Genomic DNA, 20,481 nt, shown 5'->3' with positions numbered 1-20,481 from the left:
TTACTCGTCAGCGCCCTTGTCGATCACTTTACGGCCACGGTATACGCCTTCTGGCGATACGTGGTGACGCAGGTGAACTTCACCAGTGGTTTTTTCTACAGACAGGGTGCTAGCCTCGAGAGCGTCGTGCGAACGGCGCATGTCACGGGCAGAGCGGGATTTTTTGTTCTGCTGAACAGCCATAATTGATTAACTCCTAAACGTTTGGGTCACGCTTTAACTGCGCCAATACACTGAACGGGTTGGACCGCGTTACCTCGTCCTCGCTCGGTTCGGGCTCATCTGCTCCCGCCGGCTGCTGGCATTCTTCCGGATGATGAGCAGGCACAATGGGCAAGGCGAGCAGAAGCTCCTCCTCGATCAGTGACTGCAGATCCAATGGATCTTCGCCCAGTTCCAGCACGTCATAACCTTTCGGCAACGACTGGGTATTCGCACCCTCCTTCACCACAGCGTAACTGCATTCGCTATGGATCGGCAGGGTGACCAGCTCAAGACAACGCTGGCAAACCATTTTGACTTCAGTGTCGATAAAGCTGTGGATGACCACAGATTTACGTTCATCTCGTTCAAAAACGAATTTAGCCTGCACCGTACCGACATTGTCGGAAAGCGGGTCGCAGAGTCTCTTCAAATCGGCCAGCAGCATTTCACCTTGGAGGGTGGTGCCACGATCAGCCAATTTGCGCGGGTCAACGTGAGGTGGAATCGGGTCATTCAACATAGGCGCAGCATTATAGGGATGCCCCCGCCCATGTCAAAGGAAATTCAGCCCTGTCCGTCACTTGGAAGCCCCGCTAGAATTCGCGACTGTCATTTGGAGTTGCGCATGCTGCCTTTATTACTCGCTTCCAGCTCGACCTATCGCCGGGAATTGCTGACCCGCTTGCAGCTGCCCTTCACCTGCAGCTCGCCGGATATCGACGAAAGCCATCGCCCGGGTGAATCGGCCATCGAGTTGGTCAAACGCCTCGCCGAAGAGAAAGCCCGCGCCCTCTCCGGCACACATACCGCTCATCTGATTATCGGCTCTGACCAGGTCGCGGTGCTGGGAGAGCGGATCATCGGCAAGCCCCACACCTTCGAAAAGGCCCGCGAACAACTGCTGGCGGCCAGCGGTGCCAGCGTGACATTCCTGACCGGCCTGGCCCTGCTCAACAGCCAGACTGGGCACTGCCAGGTCGATTGCGTACCTTTCACCGTACACATGCGTGCGCTGGAGGTTACTCACATCGAACGCTATCTGCACGCCGAGGAGCCCTACGATTGCGCTGGCAGCTTCAAGGCCGAAGGATTGGGGGTGTGCCTGTTTCGCAGTACTGAAGGGCCTGATGCGACCAGTCTGGTCGGTCTGCCGCTGATTCGTCTGATCGAGATGTTGCTGGTCGAAGGTGTGCAAATACCGTAGGAGCCGGCTTGCTGGCGAATTGGACGATGCGGAGTGTCAGGCAGATCGCTTTCGCCGGCAAGCCAGCGCCTACAGGTCTCGCGAGGTACAAAAAAAACCGGCAAGTGCCGGTTTTTTTGCTATCGGAGATTCAGCGTAGCGACGGGCCGTTAAAACCCATCCACATCGCCAAATGCTCAGCCACGCTGGCGCCGAGTTTTTTCGAGAAGCGGTCGAACGGCGACTCCTGCACGGTGAAGTCCACCAGCTCTTTTTCACCGATCACATCCCGCGCCACCGAACTGGCATTGCCCAAACCATCGATCAAGCCCAATGGCAGCGCCTGCTCGCCGTTCCAGACCAGGCCGGAAAACAGTTCCGGATGCTCCTTGTCTTTCAGGCGATCACCACGCCCTTGCTTGACGCTATTGATGAACTGCAGGTGAGTCGTATCGAGCACGCCCTGCCAGAAAGCGGTTTCATCCGGTTTTTGTGGCTGGAACGGATCGAGGAACGACTTGTGCTCGCCAGAGGTGTAGGTACGACGTTCGACACCGAGCTTTTCCATGGTCCCGACAAAGCCATAGCCGGCCGCCGTCACACCGATGGAGCCGACCAGGCTCGCCTTGTCGGCGTAGATCTGGTCCGCCGCGCTGGCGATGTAATAGGCACCGGAAGCCCCGAGATCGGAAATCACCGCATACAGCTTGGTGTCCGGATGCAGGCCACGCAGGCGACGAATCTCGTCATAGACATAACCCGACTGCACCGGACTGCCACCCGGGCTGTTGATGCGCAGGACCACACCCTTGACCTTATCGTCCTCGAACGCTGCACGCAGGCTGCCCACAATATTGTCTGCGCTGGCCGGCTCCTTGTCGGCGATCATGCCGGTCACGTCGATCAGCGCCGTGTAGTGGGAACTGCGGGTCGCGGCTTTTTCCATGTCCATCAGCGGCGAAAACAGGGCAATCGCGCCGAACAGGTACACAAACGTCAGAAGCTTGAAGAATATCCCCCAGCGACGTGACCGACGCTGCTCCTGCACGCTGGCCAGCAGGGTCTTTTCCAGCAGTTTCCAGCTTCTATCGTCACCGCTCTCTGCGCTCGCCTTGGCGGGCGCTTTCCATTCGTCGGTCATGCCATCCACCCCAAAAACAATCCGTTAGGCCCGCTGACTCAGCCAGGCATGCAATTCTGAAAAGCGGTCGATGGCCAGTTGCGGCTCATACACCTTCAACGCATCGATCGACTGAGCGCCATAACTGACCGCCACCGAGCCCATGCCGGCATTGCGCGCCATCTGCAAGTCGAAGGACGAATCACCGACCATCAACGCCTGTTCCGGACGAACCTCGCAATGCGCAAGAATCTGCTCAAGCATCAGCGGATGCGGCTTGCTGGCAGTCTCGTCAGCGGCACGGGTGATGTCGAAGTAATTTTCCCAACCATGGGACTTCAACACCCGATCCAGCCCGCGACGGGCCTTGCCGGTCGCCACGGCCAGGTGATAACCCTCGGCACGAAACGCCTCCATCGACTCGACCACACCTTCGAACAACGGCGAAGGTACGGTTTCCGAAGCGATGTAGTGCTCGGCGTAGTAATCACGGAACGCGCCCAACTCGGCATCATCAATCTCGGGATACAGGGTGCGGATTGCCTCCGGCAAACCCAAACCGATGATGCCCTTGACCGCAAAATCATCACGCAACTCGAAACCGGAGCGCTGCGAGGCAACGTGCATCGCCTCGACAATCCGACCGATGGAATCGGCCAACGTGCCATCCCAATCGAAGATCAGCAGTTTGTAATCAGATGGGCGCACTCAATCGCTCCACAGTCTTGGCCCACATTTCGTCGACCGGTGCTTGCAACTTGAGCTCACCACCATCCGGCAGCGGCACGGTCAGCATGTACGCGTGCAGGAACAGGCGCTTGCCGCCCAGATCGCGTATTTCCTTGCTGAAGCCTTCGTCGCCATACTTGGTGTCGCCGGCGATGCAATGCCCGGCGTGCAAGGTGTGGACGCGGATTTGGTGAGTACGACCGGTAATCGGCTTGGCTTCGATCAGGGTCGCAAAGTCGCCGAAACGGCGCAGGACCTTGAACACGGTCACGGACTCCTTGCCCTCCTCCTCGTCAACCTCGACCATGCGTTCGCCGGAGCGCAGATTGCTCTTGCCCAGTGAGGCACGGACCTGTTTGATCGAGCTCGCCCAGTTACCGCGCACCAGGGCCATGTAGCGCTTGTCGACACCATCACCGCGCAACGCGGTGTGCAAGTGGCGCAACATGCTGCGCTTCTTGGCGATCATCAACAGACCGGACGTATCGCGGTCGAGACGGTGAACCAGTTCGAGCTCCTTGCAATCAGGGCGCAACTGACGAAAGGCTTCGATCACCCCGAAAGTCAGGCCGCTGCCGCCGTGAACCGCAATGCCGCAAGGCTTGTTGATCACGATCAGCGCCTTGTCTTCGAAAACAATCGAGGCTTCGAGGCGTTGCAACAAACCCTGCGCCAGTGGCACCGGCTCGTCGCGCTCAGGCACGCGAACCGGCGGCACGCGCACGATATCGCCCGCCTGCAACTTGTACTCGGGCTTGATCCGGCCTTTGTTCACGCGCACTTCGCCCTTGCGCAAAATGCGGTAAATCAAGGTCTTGGGCACGCCTTTGAGCCGGGCGAGAAGGAAATTATCAATACGTTGGCCGGCATATTCCGGCGAGACCTCAAGCAGTTGTACGCCTGGAGTCGGGGGGGTAGTCGTCGTCATGGCGCGGATGATAACAATTTTTTATGGAATTGAAGCACTTAATCATTGCTGCTATAGTCGCGAACGCCGCCAAAAGCGGCCTGGACAGCGGACCAACGGTTAAAAACCGGCCCTGACCAACGCAATTCACCAGGACGCGAGGCCGTCCTACGGGGCTTTCGCTACGTAACGGTGGAGTTTGCAGGTGTAACGAGCGCAGGTGACATGAGGCCTGAATCACGCCGGAAAGCAGAGTTTCCACTCGCTTTGCGCGCCATATTCACGGCCAGTTCACAAAGTGCAGTCATCTGCGAATGACCCCGAGCGAATGCTTCGGAAACAACGCCTAAATTAGCCATGATGCGTGACCTCCCCTTTCGGAGCTCACGGTAAATGCCAACCCGCTGCGGATTCTGCGCGCGGCAGCACCCGAATTATCAGGGATACGTGTAGGGTGGAGATGCACAACCGCCGGACTGTGTAGCAACAAGCTTTCTCCAGACGCTTCATCTCGTCCACAGCCGCTGGTTGATTCCTCCTCCTGACTGAGTGCTTAAGTAGCCACAGCAAGCAGGACGCGTACGTCGCGATGAAGGCCCACATTGGCCGGACTTCGCTGGACACGGGAAATGGCCAACCACTCCCGACGCACCTGACACCGACCGTGAGAAGTCGTGTGTGCCGAACGCCGTTTCCGGCAGCCCGGAAACCGACGGTACTACATGAAAAGAATGCTGATTAACGCAACTCAACCCGAAGAGTTGCGTGTTGCACTGGTAGATGGCCAGCGCCTCTACGACCTGGATATCGAATCCGGTGCACGCGAGCAGAAGAAGGCCAACATCTATAAAGGCCGGATTACTCGCATCGAACCAAGCCTTGAGGCTGCCTTTGTCGATTTCGGCTCTGAGCGCCACGGCTTCCTGCCCCTCAAAGAAATCTCCCGCGAATACTTCAAGAAAGCCCCGGAAGGTCGCGTCAACATCAAGGACGTCCTGAGCGAAGGCCAGGAAGTCATCGTTCAGGTCGAAAAAGAAGAACGTGGCAACAAGGGCGCCGCCCTGACCACCTTCATCAGCCTGGCCGGACGTTACCTGGTGCTGATGCCGAACAACCCGCGTGCCGGCGGTATCTCCCGTCGCATCGAAGGCGAAGAGCGCAACGAACTGCGTGAAGCGCTGAACGGCCTGGTTGCCCCGGCCGACATGGGTCTGATCGTGCGCACTGCCGGCCTCGGCCGCAGCAGCGAAGAAATGCAGTGGGACCTCGACTACCTGCTGCAACTGTGGACCGCCATCAAAGAAGCCTCGCTGGATCGTTCCGCGCCGTTCCTGATCTACCAGGAAAGCAACGTGATCATCCGCGCGATCCGCGACTACCTGCGCCAGGACATCGGCGAAGTGCTGATCGACAGCGTTGAAGCCCAGGACGAAGCCCTGACTTTCATCCGCCAGGTGATGCCGCAGTACGCCAGCAAGATCAAGCTGTACGAAGACAGCGTGCCGCTGTTCAACCGTTTCCAGATCGAAAGCCAGATCGAAACCGCTTTCCAGCGCGTCGTCGAACTGCCTTCCGGCGGCTCCATCGTGATCGATCCGACCGAGGCCCTGGTGTCCATCGACATCAACTCGGCACGCGCCACCAAAGGCAGCGACATCGAAGAAACCGCGCTGCAGACCAACCTTGAAGCCGCCGAAGAAATCGCCCGTCAGTTGCGCCTGCGCGACATCGGCGGCCTGATCGTCATCGACTTCATCGACATGACCCCTGCCAAGAACCAGCGCGCCGTGGAAGAGAAAGTCCGCGAATGCCTGGAAGCCGATCGCGCTCGCGTGCAAGTCGGTCGCATCTCGCGCTTCGGCCTGCTGGAAATGTCTCGTCAGCGCCTGCGTCCGTCCCTGGGCGAAAGCAGCGGCATCGTTTGCCCACGTTGCAACGGCACCGGCATCATCCGTGACGTTGAATCGCTGTCCCTGGCGATCCTGCGCCTGATCGAAGAAGAAGCCCTGAAAGACCGTACCGCCGAAGTTCGTGCCCAAGTGCCGATCCCGGTCGCTGCGTTCCTGCTCAACGAAAAACGCAACTCGATCACCAAGATCGAACTGCGCACCCGTGCCCGCATCGTCATCCTGCCGAACGATCACCTCGAAACGCCGCACTTCGAAGTGCAGCGTCTGCGTGATGACAGCCCGGAAGCCGCGACCAACCAGTCCAGCTACGAAATCGCCGCTGCCGCTGCCGAAGTCGAAGAAGTCCAGCCAGCGGCAGCGACCCGCACCCTGGTTCGCCAGGAAGCCGCGGTCAAGACCGCTCCGGCCCGCGCCAACGCTCCGGTTCCAACCGAAGTGGCCGCCCCGGCCCCTGCACCGGTCGCCGTACCGGAGCCAAGCCTGTTCAAAGGCCTGGTGAAGTCGCTGGTCAGCCTGTTCGCCACCAAGCAAGAGCCTGCGGCTCCGGCCGTGGTTGAAAAACCTGCGACCACCGAGCGTCCGGCCCGTAACGAAGAGCGTCGCAACGGTCGCCAGCAAAGCCGCAACCGTAACGGTCGCCGCGATGAAGAGCGCAAACCTCGCGAAGAACGTGCACCGCGTGAAGAACGCGCCCCACGTGAACCGCGTGAAGAGCGTCAGCCACGCGAAGTGCGCGAGCCTCGCGAGACCCGCGAAGAAACCCCGGCCGTAGCCGTAGCCCGCGAAGAACGCGCACCACGCGCGCCTCGTGAAGAACGTGCACCACGTGCCCCACGTGAAGATCGCAAGCCACGTGGCGAGCGTGAAGAACGCGTACGTGAACTGCGCGAGCCGCTGGATGCCGCTCCGGCCGCTGCCGCCGCTGCTGTTGCCGTTGCTGCTACCGCCGAAGAACGTCCAGCTCGCCAGCCACGTGAAGAACGTGCTCCACGCCCACCGCGTGAAGAGCGTCAGCCACGTGCCGAGCAAGCTGCCGCCGCCGTCGCCGAAGACGAAGAACTGACGACCAACGAAGAGCACCTGCAGGAAGATGGTCAGGAAGGCGCCGAAGGCGATCGTCCGCGCCGCCGTTCCCGTGGCCAGCGTCGTCGCAGCAACCGTCGCGAGCGTCAGCGTGATGCCAACGGCAACGTGATCGAAGGTTCGGAAGAATCCGAGTCCGGCGAAAACGCCGAAGCACCAAGCACTGCCGACCTGGCCGCTGGCCTGGCTGTCACCGCTGCCGTTGCCAGCAGCGTGATCAGCGCTCCGGCTGAAGCGCAAGCCAACGTGCAAGCCGAACGCGCCACTGCCGCCACCCTGGAAACTGCTCCAGTCGAAGCGCCAGTCGTTGAAGCGACCACACCGGTTGAAGTGACCGCCTCGCCGGAAATCGAAGTGGCGCCTGCGGTAGAAGCCCAGCCTGTCGTTGAAGTAGCTGCCGAGCCAGCCACGGTGGTTGAAGCGCCAGCCGTGGTATCAGAAGCGGTTGTTGAAACCGTGACTGAAACCGTGCGTGAAGTTCGCGAAGAGCAAACGGCCTTCAACTGGGTCGCCGAGCCAGCTGTCGCTGAAACACCAGCGCCAGCCGCCGAGGCCGAAGTGGCGCAAGCCATGGTTTCCGAGCCAGTGGTTGCTGCCGCAGAACCAGCTCCAGCACCGGCGGTTGAAGCGCCGGTTGTTGAAGCTCCCGTTGTTGCTGAAGCGCCTGCTCCAGTCGTTGAGGAAGTTTCCGCCAGCGCCCTGACGCCAAGTGGCCGTGCACCTAACGACCCACGTGAAGTGCGTCGTCGCAAGCGTGAAGCCGAGCGTCTGCAGAAAGAAGCCGAACTGGCCGCCGCTGCGGCTCCGGTTGAAGCGGTTGTCGCTGCCGAACCTGTTGTTGCTGAAGTGGCTGCCGAGCCGGTTGAGTCGGTGATCCACGAAGCACCGCGCTCCGTTCAGGAAGCGGTAGAGCAACACGAGCAAGCCCTGGAAAAAGAACACGAGCCTAAACCCCTCGTCTGATTCCATCGGCCACTAAAAAGCCCCGCCTGGTGATCCCAGGCGGGGCTTTTTTATATCCGGACTTCACAACAATCCATTGTAGGAGCGAGCCTGCTCGCGATGGCGGTGCATCTCTGCTGGATGCCAGATCGCTATCGCGAGCAGGCTCGCTCCTACAGGGGATCCAAGTTGATCTGAAGATCTATGCAGGGTTGAAAATCAATGACTGAGGCACATCCACATCCCACACCACACCGGGATCATCCACGATCACTTCAACCACCCGCCCTTGGGCGAACAACGATTTGGCGCCCCGATCCCCCGATAACTCCATCAACCCCGCTGCGAAGTTCCGTCCGAACCCGACCGGGTGCCCGTACTCACCGCTCTGCACAGGCACGCTGATACGGTCATCGCCAATACCCGCCACCACTTGCTCGATACTGGATGGCAGGATGAACGGCATGTCCCCCAGCACCATCAACCAGCCATCGAGTTGCTGGCAGGCAGTCACGCCCGCGGCAATGCTGTCGCCCATGCCCGTCGACTCGATCATCACGATTTCGCAACCATAGGCCTGGGCCATGCGGATCACTTGCGGGCGGTCAGCCGTGGTCACCAGTACCCGTTTATCCAATGCAGCCGGCAAGTTGACCAAGGTTTGCTCGATGACAGACCGGACCGCGCCATCGCGCCCCGTGCAATCGGCCAGCAACTTGTCTTTGTCGGCACCCGCCACCTGACGAAACCGGCTGCCCAGTCCCGCCGCCAACACAATGACGCCGATGGATTCGCTCATACAGGCTCCTGCAGGGTTTTCTTCTGTTTCAGTTCGACCCCATTCTTGATCGCCACGATCTCCGCCATCAACGACAAGGCAATTTCCGCGGGATTATGGCTGCCGATGTGCAAACCGATCGGCCCATGCAAACGGTCAATCGCCGTGGGCGACAGTCCCAGTTGCGCCAGGTTTTCCCGGCGTTTGAGGCTGTTGACCCGCGAGCCCAGCGCGCCGACGTAAAACGCCTTGGAGTCCAGGGCCGTGAGCAGCGCCATGTCGTCCAGGCGCGGATCATGGGTCAGGGCCACGATGGCCGTGCGCTCATCGGTCTGGATGTTGAGTACCGCTTCATCCGGCATGCCCGAGACGAATCGGCCATGTTGCTCTTCCCAGCCGTAGACGAACTCGCTGCGCGGATCGCAAATCAGCACCTCGAAATCCAGCAGGCGAGCCATTTCCGCGACATAGCGAGACAACTGCCCGGCGCCAATCAGCAGCAAACGCCAGCGCGGGCCGTAGATTGCACGCAGCACCTGGCCGTCGAACGTCAGCACATCCGCCTTGCCGGCCGCCTGCAACAGCACTACGCCGGTGGCCAGGTTCAGTTCACGCGCCACAATTTTATGGGCCTCGCAGCGAGCGAGCAATTGCTCGACCCAGTCCCCGTCGTCGATACGCTCCTCGGTCAAGCGCAAGGTCCCGCCGCAGGGCAAGCCGAAACGTGCGGCTTCCTCGCGGGTCACCCCATAAGTGATCAACTGCACCGGCGGCCCATCCAGCGCCAGTCGGCCGTCGTGCAAACGGGCAATCAGGTCATCTTCGACACACCCGCCGGAGACCGAGCCAATCACCATGCCGTCTTCGCGCAACGCCAGCATGGCGCCGGGCGCCCTGGGCGCGGTGCCCCAGGTTTCGACCACGCTGTACAGCACGACCCGCTGCCCGGCGCGCTGCCATTGCAACACGCTGCGCAGGACATTCAGATCGGCGCTGTCCATCAGGCCCCGGCCTTCTGCCAATCCGACAGCTGATAACGCACCGGCAGGCTGCGGATGCGCTTGCCGGTGGCGGCGAAGATCGCGTTGCACAACGCCGGCGCGATCGGTGGCACGCCCGGTTCACCAACACCGCCCAACGGAACGTTGCCAGGCGGGGTCACCAGGTGCACGGCAACTTCTTTCGGCGCCAGGGACATGCGCGCCACTTCGTACATGTGGAAGTTATCCTGCTGCACCTTGCCGTCCTTAAAGCTGATTTCCCCCAACACCGCGTTGCCCAGGCCCATGACGCAGGCGCCTTCGAACTGCGCGCGAATCCGCTCGGGGTTGATCTGCGGCCCGCAATCGACAGCGATGTCAGCCTTGTGCACCAGCAGCGTACCGTCGTCTTTCACTTCGACCTCGATCACCGCCGCCACATACGTCACGAAGCTGTAATGCACCGCCAGGCCCAGCCCGCGCCCCTTGGGCAGCTCACGGCCCCACCCGGCGGCCTTGGCCGCAGTTTCCAGCACCGTGCGCAGTCGCCCGGTGTCGATGGGATAACGCTCGGGAGATTCGCCGTAATTCCACTCTTCACTCAAGGTGCGGGGATCGATCTGACGGTCCGGGCCGAGCAATTTGATCTGATACTTCAGCGGATCTTCCCCGGCCTTGTGCGCCAATTCATCAATAAAACTCTGGATCGCGAAGCCATGGGGAATGTTCGACACCGAGCGATACCAGCCGACCCGGGTGTGCACCGTGGCCTCGGGGTTTTCCAGGCGAATGTTGGGGATGGCATAGGCCATGTTGGTGAAGCCCATGCCCAGTTCGAACGCAGCCTCATGGTTCATGCCCGGCGCAAACAACGCGGTAATGCTCGGCGCCACCGTGCGGTGCAGCCAGGCGGACGGCAGGCCATCCTTGTTCAGGCCGGCCTTGAGGTATTCGGCCGACACGGTGTGGAAGTAGGAACAATGGATGTCGTCTTCGCGGGTCCATTGCACGCGCAGCGCTTTGCCGGGGAATTCCTTGGCGAGAATGGCCGCTTCGATGATGAAGTCAGGTTTAGACTTGCGCCCGAACCCACCACCGAGCAGCGTCACATTGAAGGTGACGTTGTCGAACGGCAGGCCCAGTCGTTCAGCGATCCGTTCGCGGGTGACCTGCGGCGCCTGGCTTGGCCCCCAGGCCTCGCACGTACCATTCTTGAACCTGGCGATCGCGACCATCGGTTCCATCGGCGACTGCGACAAATGTGGCAAGTAGTAAGAGGCCTCCAGCGTACTGTCGGCGCTGGTCAGGGCCTCGTCGATGTTGCCGGTGTTGCGCACCACTTTGCCGGGCTTGAGCGAGGCGGCTTCGAGTTCTTTGCGATAGGCAATCGAGTCGTAGCTGGCATTGGGGCCGTCGTCCCACTCGATGTTCAGCGCCTCACGGCCCTTGATCGCCGCCCAGGTGTTGCTCGCCACCACGGCGATGCCGCCCAAGGGCTGGAATTCCGAGGGCAACGGACGGCTCTCGATCTGTAGCACCTTGACCACGCCGGGGACTTTCATCGCCGCGCTGCCATCGAAACTCTTGACCTTGCCGCCATACACCGCCGGCCGGGCGATGGTGGCGTAGAGCATGCCGTCGAAATGCACGTCGGCGCCGTACACTGCGCGACCGTTGACGATGTCGTCACCGTCAATGGCCTTGGTGCCTTCCTTGCCGATGTAGCGGAACTCGGAAGGCTGCTTGAGCCTCAGGCTGTCACGCGCCGGCACGGCCAAAGCACCGGCAGCGGCGGCCAGCGCGCCATAGCCCAGTTCTCGGCCCGACGGTTTATGAATGACTTTATGCCGTTGCGCATGGCACTCGCCGACCGACACTTTCCACTGGTCAGCAGCGGCTTGTTCGAGCATCGCACGCGCAGCGGCCCCGCAACGGCGCATCGGCTCGTACCAATGACGCATGCTGCGCGAGCCGTCGGTGTCCTGGTTGCCGAAGCGTACTTCATCGCCCGGCGCCTGCTGCACCTTGACCATCGCCCAGTCGGCTTCCAGCTCATCGGCCACCACCATGGTCAGGCTGGTGCGCACGCCCTGGCCCATCTCCGAGCGATTGCAGATCACAGTCACGGTGCCATCGGTGGCGATGCTCACATAGACTTTCGGATCATCGACCCAGCCGTGAGGCATGCCGTCGGCGCCGAACTTCTTCTCTTCGGCAAAGGCGTCTTGCCAACCCCAGCTCGCCGCCACGACCAGTGCACTGGTCGCGCCAACCCCTTTGAGGAAGCCGCGACGGCTGAGCTGGCTCAGGTTAGTCAGGGCGAAATCATTCGGTAAGCGGCTCATGCCTTGGCCTCCTTCAGGTGCGTGGAGGCCTGGCGGATTGCGGTCTTGATGCGGTTGTAGGTGCCGCAACGGCAAATGTTGCCGACCATCGCTTCTTCGATCTGCTCGTCGCTGGGATTTGGATTGGTCTTGAGCAGTGCCGTCGCCGACATGATCTGCCCGCCCTGGCAGAAGCCGCATTGGGCGACCGCCGTGTCGAGCCAGGCTTGCTGGACGATCTGACCGATCGGGTCGGCGTGCAGGTTGTCGATGGTGCTGACATTCTGCCCCACGACCGAGCCGATAGGCGTGATGCAACTACGGGCCGGCGCCCCTTCTATATGAATGGTGCAGGCCCCGCACAGGCCCATGCCGCAGCCAAATTTGGTGCCGTTGTAACCGGCCACATCGCGGATTGCCCAGAGCAGCGGCATGTCCTCGGTGACGTCGAGTGAGTGGTCTTGGCCATTGAGTTTCAGGTTAATCATGGGCACGCCCGCATGGATCTTCAGTGATGGGGTCGAGCAATCTGCCGCTGGATCTCGGTGGGCCACACGCAGATCGGCTCAGGCTAATGGGCTCTCTTGTACGGACGCAAAGCGTCTGCACCGGGCCTTTGGTGAAGCAAGTGAGTGCATCGTTAGTTGGCTAAGTTAACCAGGCATTAACAAAAAAGCCCTGCACGACAAACATCGTGCAGGGCTTTTCGATGTGTCTTGAAAGCTTAGCTCAATACCGGTTGGGCTCCATTTCCAGCTCGACCTGGAAACGCTCGGCGATGTCTTTCTGGATACGTTGCGCAAGGTCAAGCAATTGCAGGCCGCTCGCGCTCCCGTAATTGACCAGTACCAGCGCCTGCAACGTATGCACGCCAGCGTCCGCTTCGCGAAACCCCTTCCACCCTGCCCGCTCGATCAACCAACCCGCCGCCAGCTTCATCTGCCCGTCGGGTTGCGCGTAAGCCACCAGGTCCGGGTATTCGCCCTTGAGCCGTGCAGCCAGCGCCGCCGACACCAAGGGGTTCTTGAAGAAACTGCCGGCATTGCCAAGCACGGCCGGGTCCGGCAACTTTTCATTGCGGATGCTGCAAATGGCCTGGCTGACATCGCTGGCGGTCGGATGCTCGATGCCTTGCTCGGTCAGGCGCTGACGCACCGGGCCGTATTCCAGGTGCAAATGCGCGACGCGGTCGAGGGTGAATCGCACGCGCAGGATCAACCAACGCCCCGGCGCCTGCTTGAACAGGCTGTCGCGGTAAGCGAAGTTGCACGCTTGCAACGTGAAGTCGCGCAATTCACCAGTCTGGCGGTCGAGGGCGGTGAGCCCGGCGAACACATCCTTGATCTCGACCCCATAGGCGCCGATGTTCTGCATCGGTGCGGCGCCGACAGTGCCGGGAATCAGGCTGAGGTTTTCCAGGCCGGACAGCCCCAGGGCCAGTGTGTGTTGCACGAACGGATGCCAGGGCTCACCCGCTTCGGCCTCGATCACCACCTTGCTGCCGTCATCGCTCAACACGCGAATGCCGCGGGTGGCCATGCGCAGCACCAGTGAATCGATATCCGCCGTCAGCAACAGGTTGCTGCCGCCACCGATCACCAGCACCGGGACCTTGTGTTCAAGACCATAAGCCAGGGCATCGCGCACATCAGCGTCGCTGTGGGCCTCGGCAAACAGCCGGGCCCGGACGTCGACGCCAAAGCTGTTGAACGGCTTGAGCGACACCTGCGATTGAACCTGCAAACTCATAACCGTCCCTTCAATTCGATCACCAGCAAATCACTGGCGCGCTCGATCAGGTCCAGCACCTGCTCGAAGCCTTGCTCACCGTCGTAGTACGGATCGGGCACTTCATCGACCTGCGCCTCGTAGCGACGCAGGAACAAGTCCAGCTCGGCCTTGCCCTTGGCCGGTTGCAAGGCCCTGAGGTTGCGCAGGTTGTTGTTGTCCATCGCCAGGATCAGATCGTAGGTGGCGAAATCGGCGCGGCTGACTTGCTGGGCGCGCTGGGCCGACAAGTCATAACCACGCCGCTTGGCCGCCGCCTGGCTGCGCTTGTCCGGCGCCTTGCCGACGTGCCAGTCGCCGGTGCCGGCGGAGGCCACTTCAACCTGGTCGGCCAGGCCGGCCTCGCGCAGTTTATGGCGCAGTACGCCTTCGGCCGTGGGTGAACGGCAGATATTGCCCAGGCAGACAAACAGGACCCGCATCACGCCTCCAGCAGGCGACGAACGCGCTCAAGGTCTTCAGCGGTGTCGACACCGGCTGGCGGTGCGATCAGCGCATCGGCGACGTGAATCCGCACGCCGTGCCACAGGGCACGCAACTGTTCCAGGCACTCGGTGTTTTCCAGCCAGCAGGGGCCCCAGCTGACGAAGTCCTGGAGGAACCCGGCGCGGTAGGCATAGATGCCGATGTGGCGACGGTACGGCACGCCTTCGGGCAACTGCTCACGGTTCACGGCGAACGCATCCCGCGCCCACGGCAAGGTGGAGCGGCTGAACGTCAGCGCGAGGCCATTGAGGTCGCTGACAACCTTGACCACATTAGTGTTGAACAGGCTTTCCACGTCTTCGATCGGCTCGGCCAGGGTGGCCATGCGCGCTTCGGTATGGGCAGCCAGGTTGGCAGCCACCTGGTCGATCACGCTCGGCGGGATCAGGGGCTCGTCGCCCTGCACGTTGACCACGATGGCGTCGGGGGCCAGGCCCAGCTTCATCGCGACTTCGGCCAGGCGATCAGTACCGGAGTTGTGGTCTTCGCGGGTCAGCACCACTTCAGCGCCGAAGCCCTTGCAGGCCTCGATGATGCGCGCATCGTCGGTGGCGACGACCACACGCTCGGCACTGCTTTTGCTCGCCTGTTCCCAGACGTGCTGGATCATTGGCTTGCCGGCGATCAGCAGCAGCGGCTTGCCCGGCAAGCGGGTGGAGGCGAAACGCGACGGAATGACAACGGTGAAGGCGGTGGTCATTTGTCCAGGCGCTCATCGGTGGTCAGGGTACGCGCTTCGGATTCGAGCATCACCGGGATGCCATCGCGAATCGGGTAGGCCAGGCCTGCACCCTTGCTGATCAGTTCGGTCTTGTCGGCGCTGAGCTTGAGCGGGCCTTTGCAGACCGGGCAAGCGAGGATGTCGAGCAATTTGGTGTCCATGAACATTCCCTGGAAAAAACGGATTTAAGGCAACAAACGAGCGGGCAGCAGGCGCATCAACTGGGTGTCGAACCAGGCCACGAAGGCCGGTGACGGCACCGCATCAACTGCCAGGTACCACCAATCGGCGGCAGCAAAGGCGCGGCACTTCACCGCGTCCTTTTCCGTCATTACCAGTGGCAAAGACGGCGTGAAATTCAAGGCCTCCACGCTGTATTCGGCGTGGTCGGCAAACGCATGCGGGACAGGCTGCCAGTGTAGCGTTTCGAGGGTGTTGAAGAAACGCCGGGGATTGCCGATACCGGCCACCGCATGCACGGACTGGCCTGAACTGAAGTGATCGAGGGGACGTCGTTCGCCGCTGCGCAGGTTGACCAGCGCGGTGGGCTGCAATTGAAAGGCGAAACCGTCTTCGCGGTCAACCGTCGCGCCGTTGTAGAGCACGGCGTCGACGCTTTGCAGACGCTCGACCGGTTCGCGCAATGGCCCGGCGGGCAGGCATCGGCGATTGCCCAGGCCGCGGGCGGCGTCGATCAGCACCAGTTCCAGGTCGCGGGCCAGGCGGTAATGCTGCATGCCATCGTCAGAGAGGATCAGGTCCAGCGGTTCACTGGCGAGCAGAGCCTTGACGGCGCTGCTACGGTTGGGGTCGATCATCAGCGGCACGTCCGTGCGCTGGACGATCAGCAATGGCTCGTCACCGGCAATCTCGGCGCTCTGCTCGGCCTCGACCCGCCACGGCAATTGCGGCGGCTTGGCGCCATAACCGCGGCTGACCACGCCGACCCGCAGGCCGCTGCGCTGGCAATGTTCGATCATCCACAGGATCAGCGGCGTCTTGCCGGTGCCACCGACGGTAATGTTGCCGACCACGATCAGCGGCACCGGCGGCTGATAGATCTCGCCCTCACCCGCCAGGAAGCGCTTGCGCTTGTTCATGACCACGCGCCGGTACAACCACTCCAGCGGCTGCAACAACTTCAGGGCCGGATGACCGTCATACCACGCGGCGAGCAATCGATCGGACATGGCCATCAGGGCGCGGAAGGCGCCGCCTCGATGGTGGTCATGCGCAGGTGGCTGAAACCGAGCTTGCCCGCTGCATCCATGGCTGTCACCACAGACTGATGCTGGGTCTTGCCATCAGCACTGATGGATAGCGGCCGGTTGGTGTCGCCGTTGGATTCTTTTTGCAGGGCATCCATCAGCGAGGCGAGGTCGCTTTTCGGCAGGATCTTGTTATTCACCGAATACACGCCATCGGCACTGATGGCGATGTCCAGAGACTTGGCCTGATCGTCAGCGGGCGTGCCGCTGACCGCTTCCGGCAGATCGACGCGTAGCTGGGTTTCACGGGTGAAGGTGGTGGTCACGACAAAAAACAGCAGCAGGATGAACACCACGTCGATCAGTGACGCGAGGTTGATGTCCACCGTTTCCCGTGGCTTGCGGCGGAATTTCACGCTTTGCTCCCGGACAGGTCCACATCACGGTCACCCTGCACCACCTCAACCAGCTTGATCGCCTCCTGCTCCATGCCCACCACCAGTTCATCGATGCGGCGTTGCAGGAATCGGTGGAAGAACACCGACGGGATACCCACCATCAGGCCCGCAGCCGTGGTGATCAGGGCCTTGGAAATACCACCGGCCAGTACCGAGGCGTTGGTGGTCATGCCACTGCCGGTGAACGCGCTGAAAATATCAATCATGCCCAGAACCGTACCCAGCAAGCCCAGCAAAGGCGCCATGGCGGCGATGGTGCCGAGGGCATTGACGTAGCGTTCGAGCTCATGAATAACCCGTTGCGCAGCCTCTTCGATACACTCTTTCATGATCTCGCGACCATGTTTGGAGTTGGCCAGGCCCGCGGCCAGGATCTCGCCCAACGGCGAATTGGCGCGCAGTTCCTTGAGTTTGTCTTTATTGAGTTGCTTGTCCTTGATCCAGACCCAGACCTGCCCAAGCAAGTGTTCCGGGGTCACGCGACTGGCGCGCAGCGTCCACAGTCGCTCGGCGACGATCGCCATGGCCACGATGGAACTCAGAATGATCGGCAGCATCATCCAGCCGCCGGATTTGACCAATTCCCACACAGTGACAGTCCCCTCGAAAAAGTGCGCCACTCTAACATAGGGGTTGCGCACACCGAAGACCGGGTTGGCGCATCCGGTCGGCGATTGATAACCCTCGATTATGGGTCAAAGCGCGGCGGATCGCGCCAGAAACGCCGTTCCTGACGCATCGTCCACGGCGCTTCAAAGCGCCCCAATTGCAGACGAATGGCACCCTGTTCGGCGCTGTCGTAGATCACCGTGCCGCGTTTTTGATAACGCGCGATCACCGTCGGATGCGGGTGCCCAAACGCATTGCCCTGGCCCCGGGAGATCAGCACCGCCTTGGGTTGCAGGCCATTGAGCAAGGCCATCGACGACGAACTGCGGCTGCCATGATGCGGCGCCGCCAGCCAGTCGGTGGGCACCGCCAACGGACTGTCGAGCAGCGCCCGTTCGGCGGCGGTATCGATGTCGCCGGTCAACAGCAGACGCTCGCCGCCGGCCTCGATCTGCAACACGCAGGAGGTCTGGTTGCGGTCGCTGGCCGACGACCATTGCCACAATCGGAACTGCACGCCATCCCAGCTCCATTGACGGCCGCTTTCGCACGCTTGCGCCTGCAATTCGGCCGGCAGCCCCAGGGGATCGCCACTCAGCACGTCTGTTACGGGCAGCCCCTTGACCACGGCGCGCGCACCACCGGCATGATCGGCGTCGGCGTGGCTGATCAGCAGCAGGTCGAGGTGGTCGACCCCGAGTTTGCGCAAGGTCGGCAGCACCACGCGTTCGCCCAGGTCGAAGTCGCCAAAGCGCGGGCCGGTGTCGTACAACAGCGTGTGATGGCGGGTGCGCACCAACACCGCCAGGCCCTGGCCGACATCGAGTTGCCAGATGTCGGCGATGCCTGCGGGCAACGTCGGGCGCGGAGCAAAGGCCAGCAGCAACAGCAATGGCCAACCCAACGGACGCAACGGCACGCCGCGCGGCAACATCACCAGCACCGCACCCAGCGCGGCCAGCCCCGTTACCCATAACGGGAGTGCCATGGGTAGCCAAGCTGGCATCAGGCCCGCCACCCATGCCAGCCCGCGGAACAGCCAGTCGATCAAGCCACCGGCCAGCCACAGCAGGCCGTCACCGACCAACGGCACCGGCAACAACACAGTGCCCAGCAATGCCGGCGGCAAGACCAACAGGCTGATCCATGGCACCGCCAGCAGATTAGCCACGGGACCGCTGAGACTGATCGGCAGCCCCAGCACCAGCAACAACGGACACAAACCGACGGCAATCATCCATTGCGAACGGGTCCAGGCCTGCCACCAACGCCAGGGTCCCAAACGGCCGCCCAAGGTGAAAATCAACACCGCGACTGCCGCAAAAGACAGCCAGAATCCCGGTTGCAGGCTCGCCAACGGGTCGAGCAATAACACGCCATTGAGCGCCAGCAACAGCGGCCACCACGCGCCGAGATGGCGAAAGCGCAGACGCCACAACAGCACCAGGCCGATCATCAGGCAGGCCCGGCGCACCGGCACGTCAAAACCGGCGAGCATTCCATATCCGAGGGCCGCCGCGAATGCCAGGCCACAGGCCCACGGCAGCCACGGCAGACGGCCGGGCCACAGCCCATAGCGCGCCAAGCCTGCGATCAGCAGGTACACAACACCGGCCAACAATCCGATGTGCTGCCCGGATATCACCATCAGATGGACGGTGCCGGTGTCTTGCAATACCTGCCATTCTTCACGGCTGAGCCCCGCTCCGTCGCCCAGCACCAGCGCAGTCAAGGCGCCGGTCCTGCCTTCGGCATCCGCAGCCTGCAATCGGCGACGGATGCTGTCGCGCCAGGCCCAACTGGCTTCGGACAGCCGTTCGCCAGCCTTCACCGTCCCAGTGGCGCCAATGCGTTGTGCCAGCAACCACGCCTCGTAGTCGAAGGCATGCGGGTTGAGCAGGCCGACCGGGCGCTTGAATTTGACCGCCAGTCGCCAGCGTTCGCCGCTGCTCACCGGCGGCCCGTCGAACCATGCAAGACGCAGTTGACGGGGCAACCGGGCGCGTCGGGATTGGGGTTCGCTCAGCTCGAAACGCACCACACCTTCACCCTGCTGCGGCAAGCCGGTCACACGCCCCTCGACCCAGCGGGTTTCACCGTCCAGCCTCGGTGCCAGGCGCTCATCCAGCGCCCACTGCGCATTCGCACCCGCCCAACTCAAGCCAAACAGGTAAAACGCCACGGGATAGGCCCGGAACGGCAAAATCATCAAACCCGCCACCGGCAGCGCCAACCACCACCAGACCGGCGGTAATGCCGGTAAAAAACGCAGGGTCAGCAGACCCAACGCCAGCGCGATCATCCCTGTGCGCATACGCCCGTCCTTGAGAGTTCCCTTCAAGGCTTAGCCCGCTCGTCGCACTGGCGTCGTTAATAATTGTCACAAAGTCTGAATGGGCAGTTCATGGAATCCAGACATACTTGCCGCCCTGACCGAGCGAGAAGCCTTATGCCCCGGCGCTTATTCAAACGTTACATGCCAGACCCGTTGAGCATCAGGGAACACAAATCCTTACGCTTTCTCGGCACGCTGCTGCATGACCCGAACCTGTGGCACCTCAACCGCCACTCCGTTGCCCGTGCCATGGCGGTGGGATTGTTCGCGGCGTTCCTGCCGATTCCACTGCAAATGCTGTTGGCGGCCATCCTCTCGATCATTGTGCGCGGCAACATGCCGATTGCCGTGAGCCTGGTCTGGCTGACCAACCCGATCACCATGCCCGCTGTGTTCTTCTGCACTTACCAGACCGGGGCGTGGCTGATGGACGTCCCAGCCCGGCAATTGCCGGACTCGCTGTCCTGGGAATGGGTCAAGGGCGAAATCTCGACCTTGTGGCAACCGTTTTTGCTGGGCTCGGTGGTGACGGGGCTGGCGCTCGGGGCGCTGGCCTACTTCATGGTGATGGGATATTGGCGCTGGTGGGTGGCGCGGCAATGGAAGCGGCGCAAGAAGAACCGGATGTGAGCATGCAAAACGGCCTCCGCTTGGGAGGCCGTTTTTTGGGTGCCTGGACTAACGCCTACGTACTGTAGGAACTGGCTTGCCAGCGA

Annotated in this window: 20 protein-coding genes; 3 read left to right on the top strand and 17 right to left on the bottom strand. The window is 61.7% G+C overall.

The window, feature by feature from the left end; all coding sequences use genetic code 11:
• Together rpmF and J1D76_RS03240 are read right to left on the bottom strand one after the other, a co-directional pair.
• Positions 1-183: a 50S ribosomal protein L32 gene (rpmF, locus tag J1D76_RS03245; protein WP_003179396.1), complete on the bottom strand. Its 183-nt coding sequence runs from the start codon at positions 181-183 to the stop codon at positions 1-3.
• A gap of 13 nt (positions 184-196) precedes the next feature.
• Positions 197-724 carry a YceD family protein gene (locus J1D76_RS03240; protein ID WP_008066540.1) on the bottom strand — a complete coding sequence of 176 codons (528 nt, stop codon included), beginning with the start codon at positions 722-724 and terminating at the stop codon, positions 197-199.
• Between the two features lie 105 nt (positions 725-829).
• Between J1D76_RS03240 and J1D76_RS03235 the strand changes: the two genes are divergently transcribed.
• Positions 830-1,408, top strand: coding sequence for a Maf family protein (locus J1D76_RS03235; protein ID WP_421136997.1), 579 nt, complete (start codon positions 830-832; stop codon positions 1,406-1,408).
• 130 nt (positions 1,409-1,538) lie between these two features.
• On the opposite strand, the gene J1D76_RS03230 is transcribed toward J1D76_RS03235, so the two are convergent.
• From J1D76_RS03230 to rluC, 3 genes are read right to left on the bottom strand one after another with little or no spacing between them, the layout of a single operon-like run.
• On the bottom strand, positions 1,539-2,528 hold the full coding sequence (locus tag J1D76_RS03230; protein WP_421136996.1) for a S49 family peptidase: 990 nt from the start codon (positions 2,526-2,528) through the stop codon (positions 1,539-1,541).
• A 24-nt stretch (positions 2,529-2,552) separates the two neighbouring features.
• Entirely contained in the window at positions 2,553-3,215 is a 663-nt protein-coding gene (locus J1D76_RS03225; RefSeq protein WP_421136995.1) for an HAD-IA family hydrolase, read from the bottom strand.
• Positions 3,202-4,164, bottom strand: coding sequence for a 23S rRNA pseudouridine(955/2504/2580) synthase RluC (gene rluC / locus J1D76_RS03220; RefSeq protein ID WP_421136994.1), 963 nt, complete (start codon positions 4,162-4,164; stop codon positions 3,202-3,204). Before rluC ends, J1D76_RS03225 begins: the two co-directional genes overlap by 14 nt.
• A gap of 701 nt (positions 4,165-4,865) precedes the next feature.
• On the opposite strand from rluC, the gene rne reads away from it, so the two are divergent.
• A complete protein-coding gene (gene rne, locus J1D76_RS03215) occupies positions 4,866-8,099 on the top strand; it encodes a ribonuclease E (RefSeq protein ID WP_421136993.1) in 3,234 nt (1,077 codons plus the stop codon).
• 181 nt (positions 8,100-8,280) lie between these two features.
• Here the strand turns inward: rne and J1D76_RS03210 are convergent, their stop codons facing one another.
• The 12 genes from J1D76_RS03210 to J1D76_RS03155 form a co-directional block, all read right to left on the bottom strand.
• Positions 8,281-8,877 (bottom strand): nucleotidyltransferase family protein, encoded by a 597-nt coding sequence (locus J1D76_RS03210; protein WP_421136992.1) that lies wholly within the window; start codon positions 8,875-8,877, stop codon positions 8,281-8,283.
• On the bottom strand, positions 8,874-9,857 hold the full coding sequence (locus J1D76_RS03205; RefSeq protein ID WP_421136991.1) for an XdhC family protein: 984 nt from the start codon (positions 9,855-9,857) through the stop codon (positions 8,874-8,876). The genes J1D76_RS03210 and J1D76_RS03205 overlap by 4 nt, the downstream gene beginning before the upstream one ends.
• Positions 9,857-12,181 carry a molybdopterin cofactor-binding domain-containing protein gene (locus tag J1D76_RS03200; RefSeq protein WP_421136990.1) on the bottom strand — a complete coding sequence of 775 codons (2,325 nt, stop codon included), beginning with the start codon at positions 12,179-12,181 and terminating at the stop codon, positions 9,857-9,859. Before J1D76_RS03200 ends, J1D76_RS03205 begins: the two co-directional genes overlap by 1 nt.
• On the bottom strand, positions 12,178-12,648 hold the full coding sequence (locus J1D76_RS03195; protein WP_421136989.1) for a (2Fe-2S)-binding protein: 471 nt from the start codon (positions 12,646-12,648) through the stop codon (positions 12,178-12,180). Before J1D76_RS03195 ends, J1D76_RS03200 begins: the two co-directional genes overlap by 4 nt.
• 241 nt (positions 12,649-12,889) lie before the next feature.
• Positions 12,890-13,909, bottom strand: a complete 1,020-nt coding sequence (gene murB, locus J1D76_RS03190) for a UDP-N-acetylmuramate dehydrogenase (RefSeq protein ID WP_421136988.1) — start codon at positions 13,907-13,909, stop codon at positions 12,890-12,892.
• A complete protein-coding gene (locus tag J1D76_RS03185) occupies positions 13,906-14,370 on the bottom strand; it encodes a low molecular weight protein-tyrosine-phosphatase (protein WP_421136987.1) in 465 nt (154 codons plus the stop codon). The genes murB and J1D76_RS03185 overlap by 4 nt, the downstream gene beginning before the upstream one ends.
• The gene (gene kdsB, locus J1D76_RS03180) at positions 14,370-15,134 is read right to left on the bottom strand and encodes a 3-deoxy-manno-octulosonate cytidylyltransferase (protein ID WP_421136986.1); all 765 of its coding nucleotides are present in this window, start codon (positions 15,132-15,134) and stop codon (positions 14,370-14,372) included. Before kdsB ends, J1D76_RS03185 begins: the two co-directional genes overlap by 1 nt.
• Positions 15,131-15,316, bottom strand: coding sequence for a Trm112 family protein (locus tag J1D76_RS03175; RefSeq protein ID WP_003179363.1), 186 nt, complete (start codon positions 15,314-15,316; stop codon positions 15,131-15,133). Before J1D76_RS03175 ends, kdsB begins: the two co-directional genes overlap by 4 nt.
• 24 nt (positions 15,317-15,340) lie before the next feature.
• Positions 15,341-16,351 (bottom strand): tetraacyldisaccharide 4'-kinase, encoded by a 1,011-nt coding sequence (gene lpxK, locus J1D76_RS03170; RefSeq protein ID WP_421136985.1) that lies wholly within the window; start codon positions 16,349-16,351, stop codon positions 15,341-15,343.
• Entirely contained in the window at positions 16,351-16,779 is a 429-nt protein-coding gene (locus tag J1D76_RS03165) for an ExbD/TolR family protein (protein WP_421136984.1), read from the bottom strand. The genes lpxK and J1D76_RS03165 overlap by 1 nt, the downstream gene beginning before the upstream one ends.
• Positions 16,776-17,411 carry a MotA/TolQ/ExbB proton channel family protein gene (locus tag J1D76_RS03160; RefSeq protein ID WP_421136983.1) on the bottom strand — a complete coding sequence of 212 codons (636 nt, stop codon included), beginning with the start codon at positions 17,409-17,411 and terminating at the stop codon, positions 16,776-16,778. Before J1D76_RS03160 ends, J1D76_RS03165 begins: the two co-directional genes overlap by 4 nt.
• Positions 17,412-17,509: 98 nt before the next feature.
• Positions 17,510-19,744: a DNA internalization-related competence protein ComEC/Rec2 gene (locus J1D76_RS03155; RefSeq protein ID WP_421136982.1), complete on the bottom strand. Its 2,235-nt coding sequence runs from the start codon at positions 19,742-19,744 to the stop codon at positions 17,510-17,512.
• A 135-nt stretch (positions 19,745-19,879) separates the two neighbouring features.
• Between J1D76_RS03155 and J1D76_RS03150 the strand changes: the two genes are divergently transcribed.
• Positions 19,880-20,395, top strand: a complete 516-nt coding sequence (locus J1D76_RS03150) for a DUF2062 domain-containing protein (RefSeq protein WP_421136981.1) — start codon at positions 19,880-19,882, stop codon at positions 20,393-20,395.
• Positions 20,396-20,481: the final 86 nt, after the last annotated feature.

This window comes from Pseudomonas sp. NFX15 (assembly GCF_049132105.1).
GTDB lineage: Bacteria > Pseudomonadota > Gammaproteobacteria > Pseudomonadales > Pseudomonadaceae > Aquipseudomonas.
Note: the sequence above shows the minus strand (reverse complement) of the source record. Positions and strands in the feature narration are given on the sequence as shown.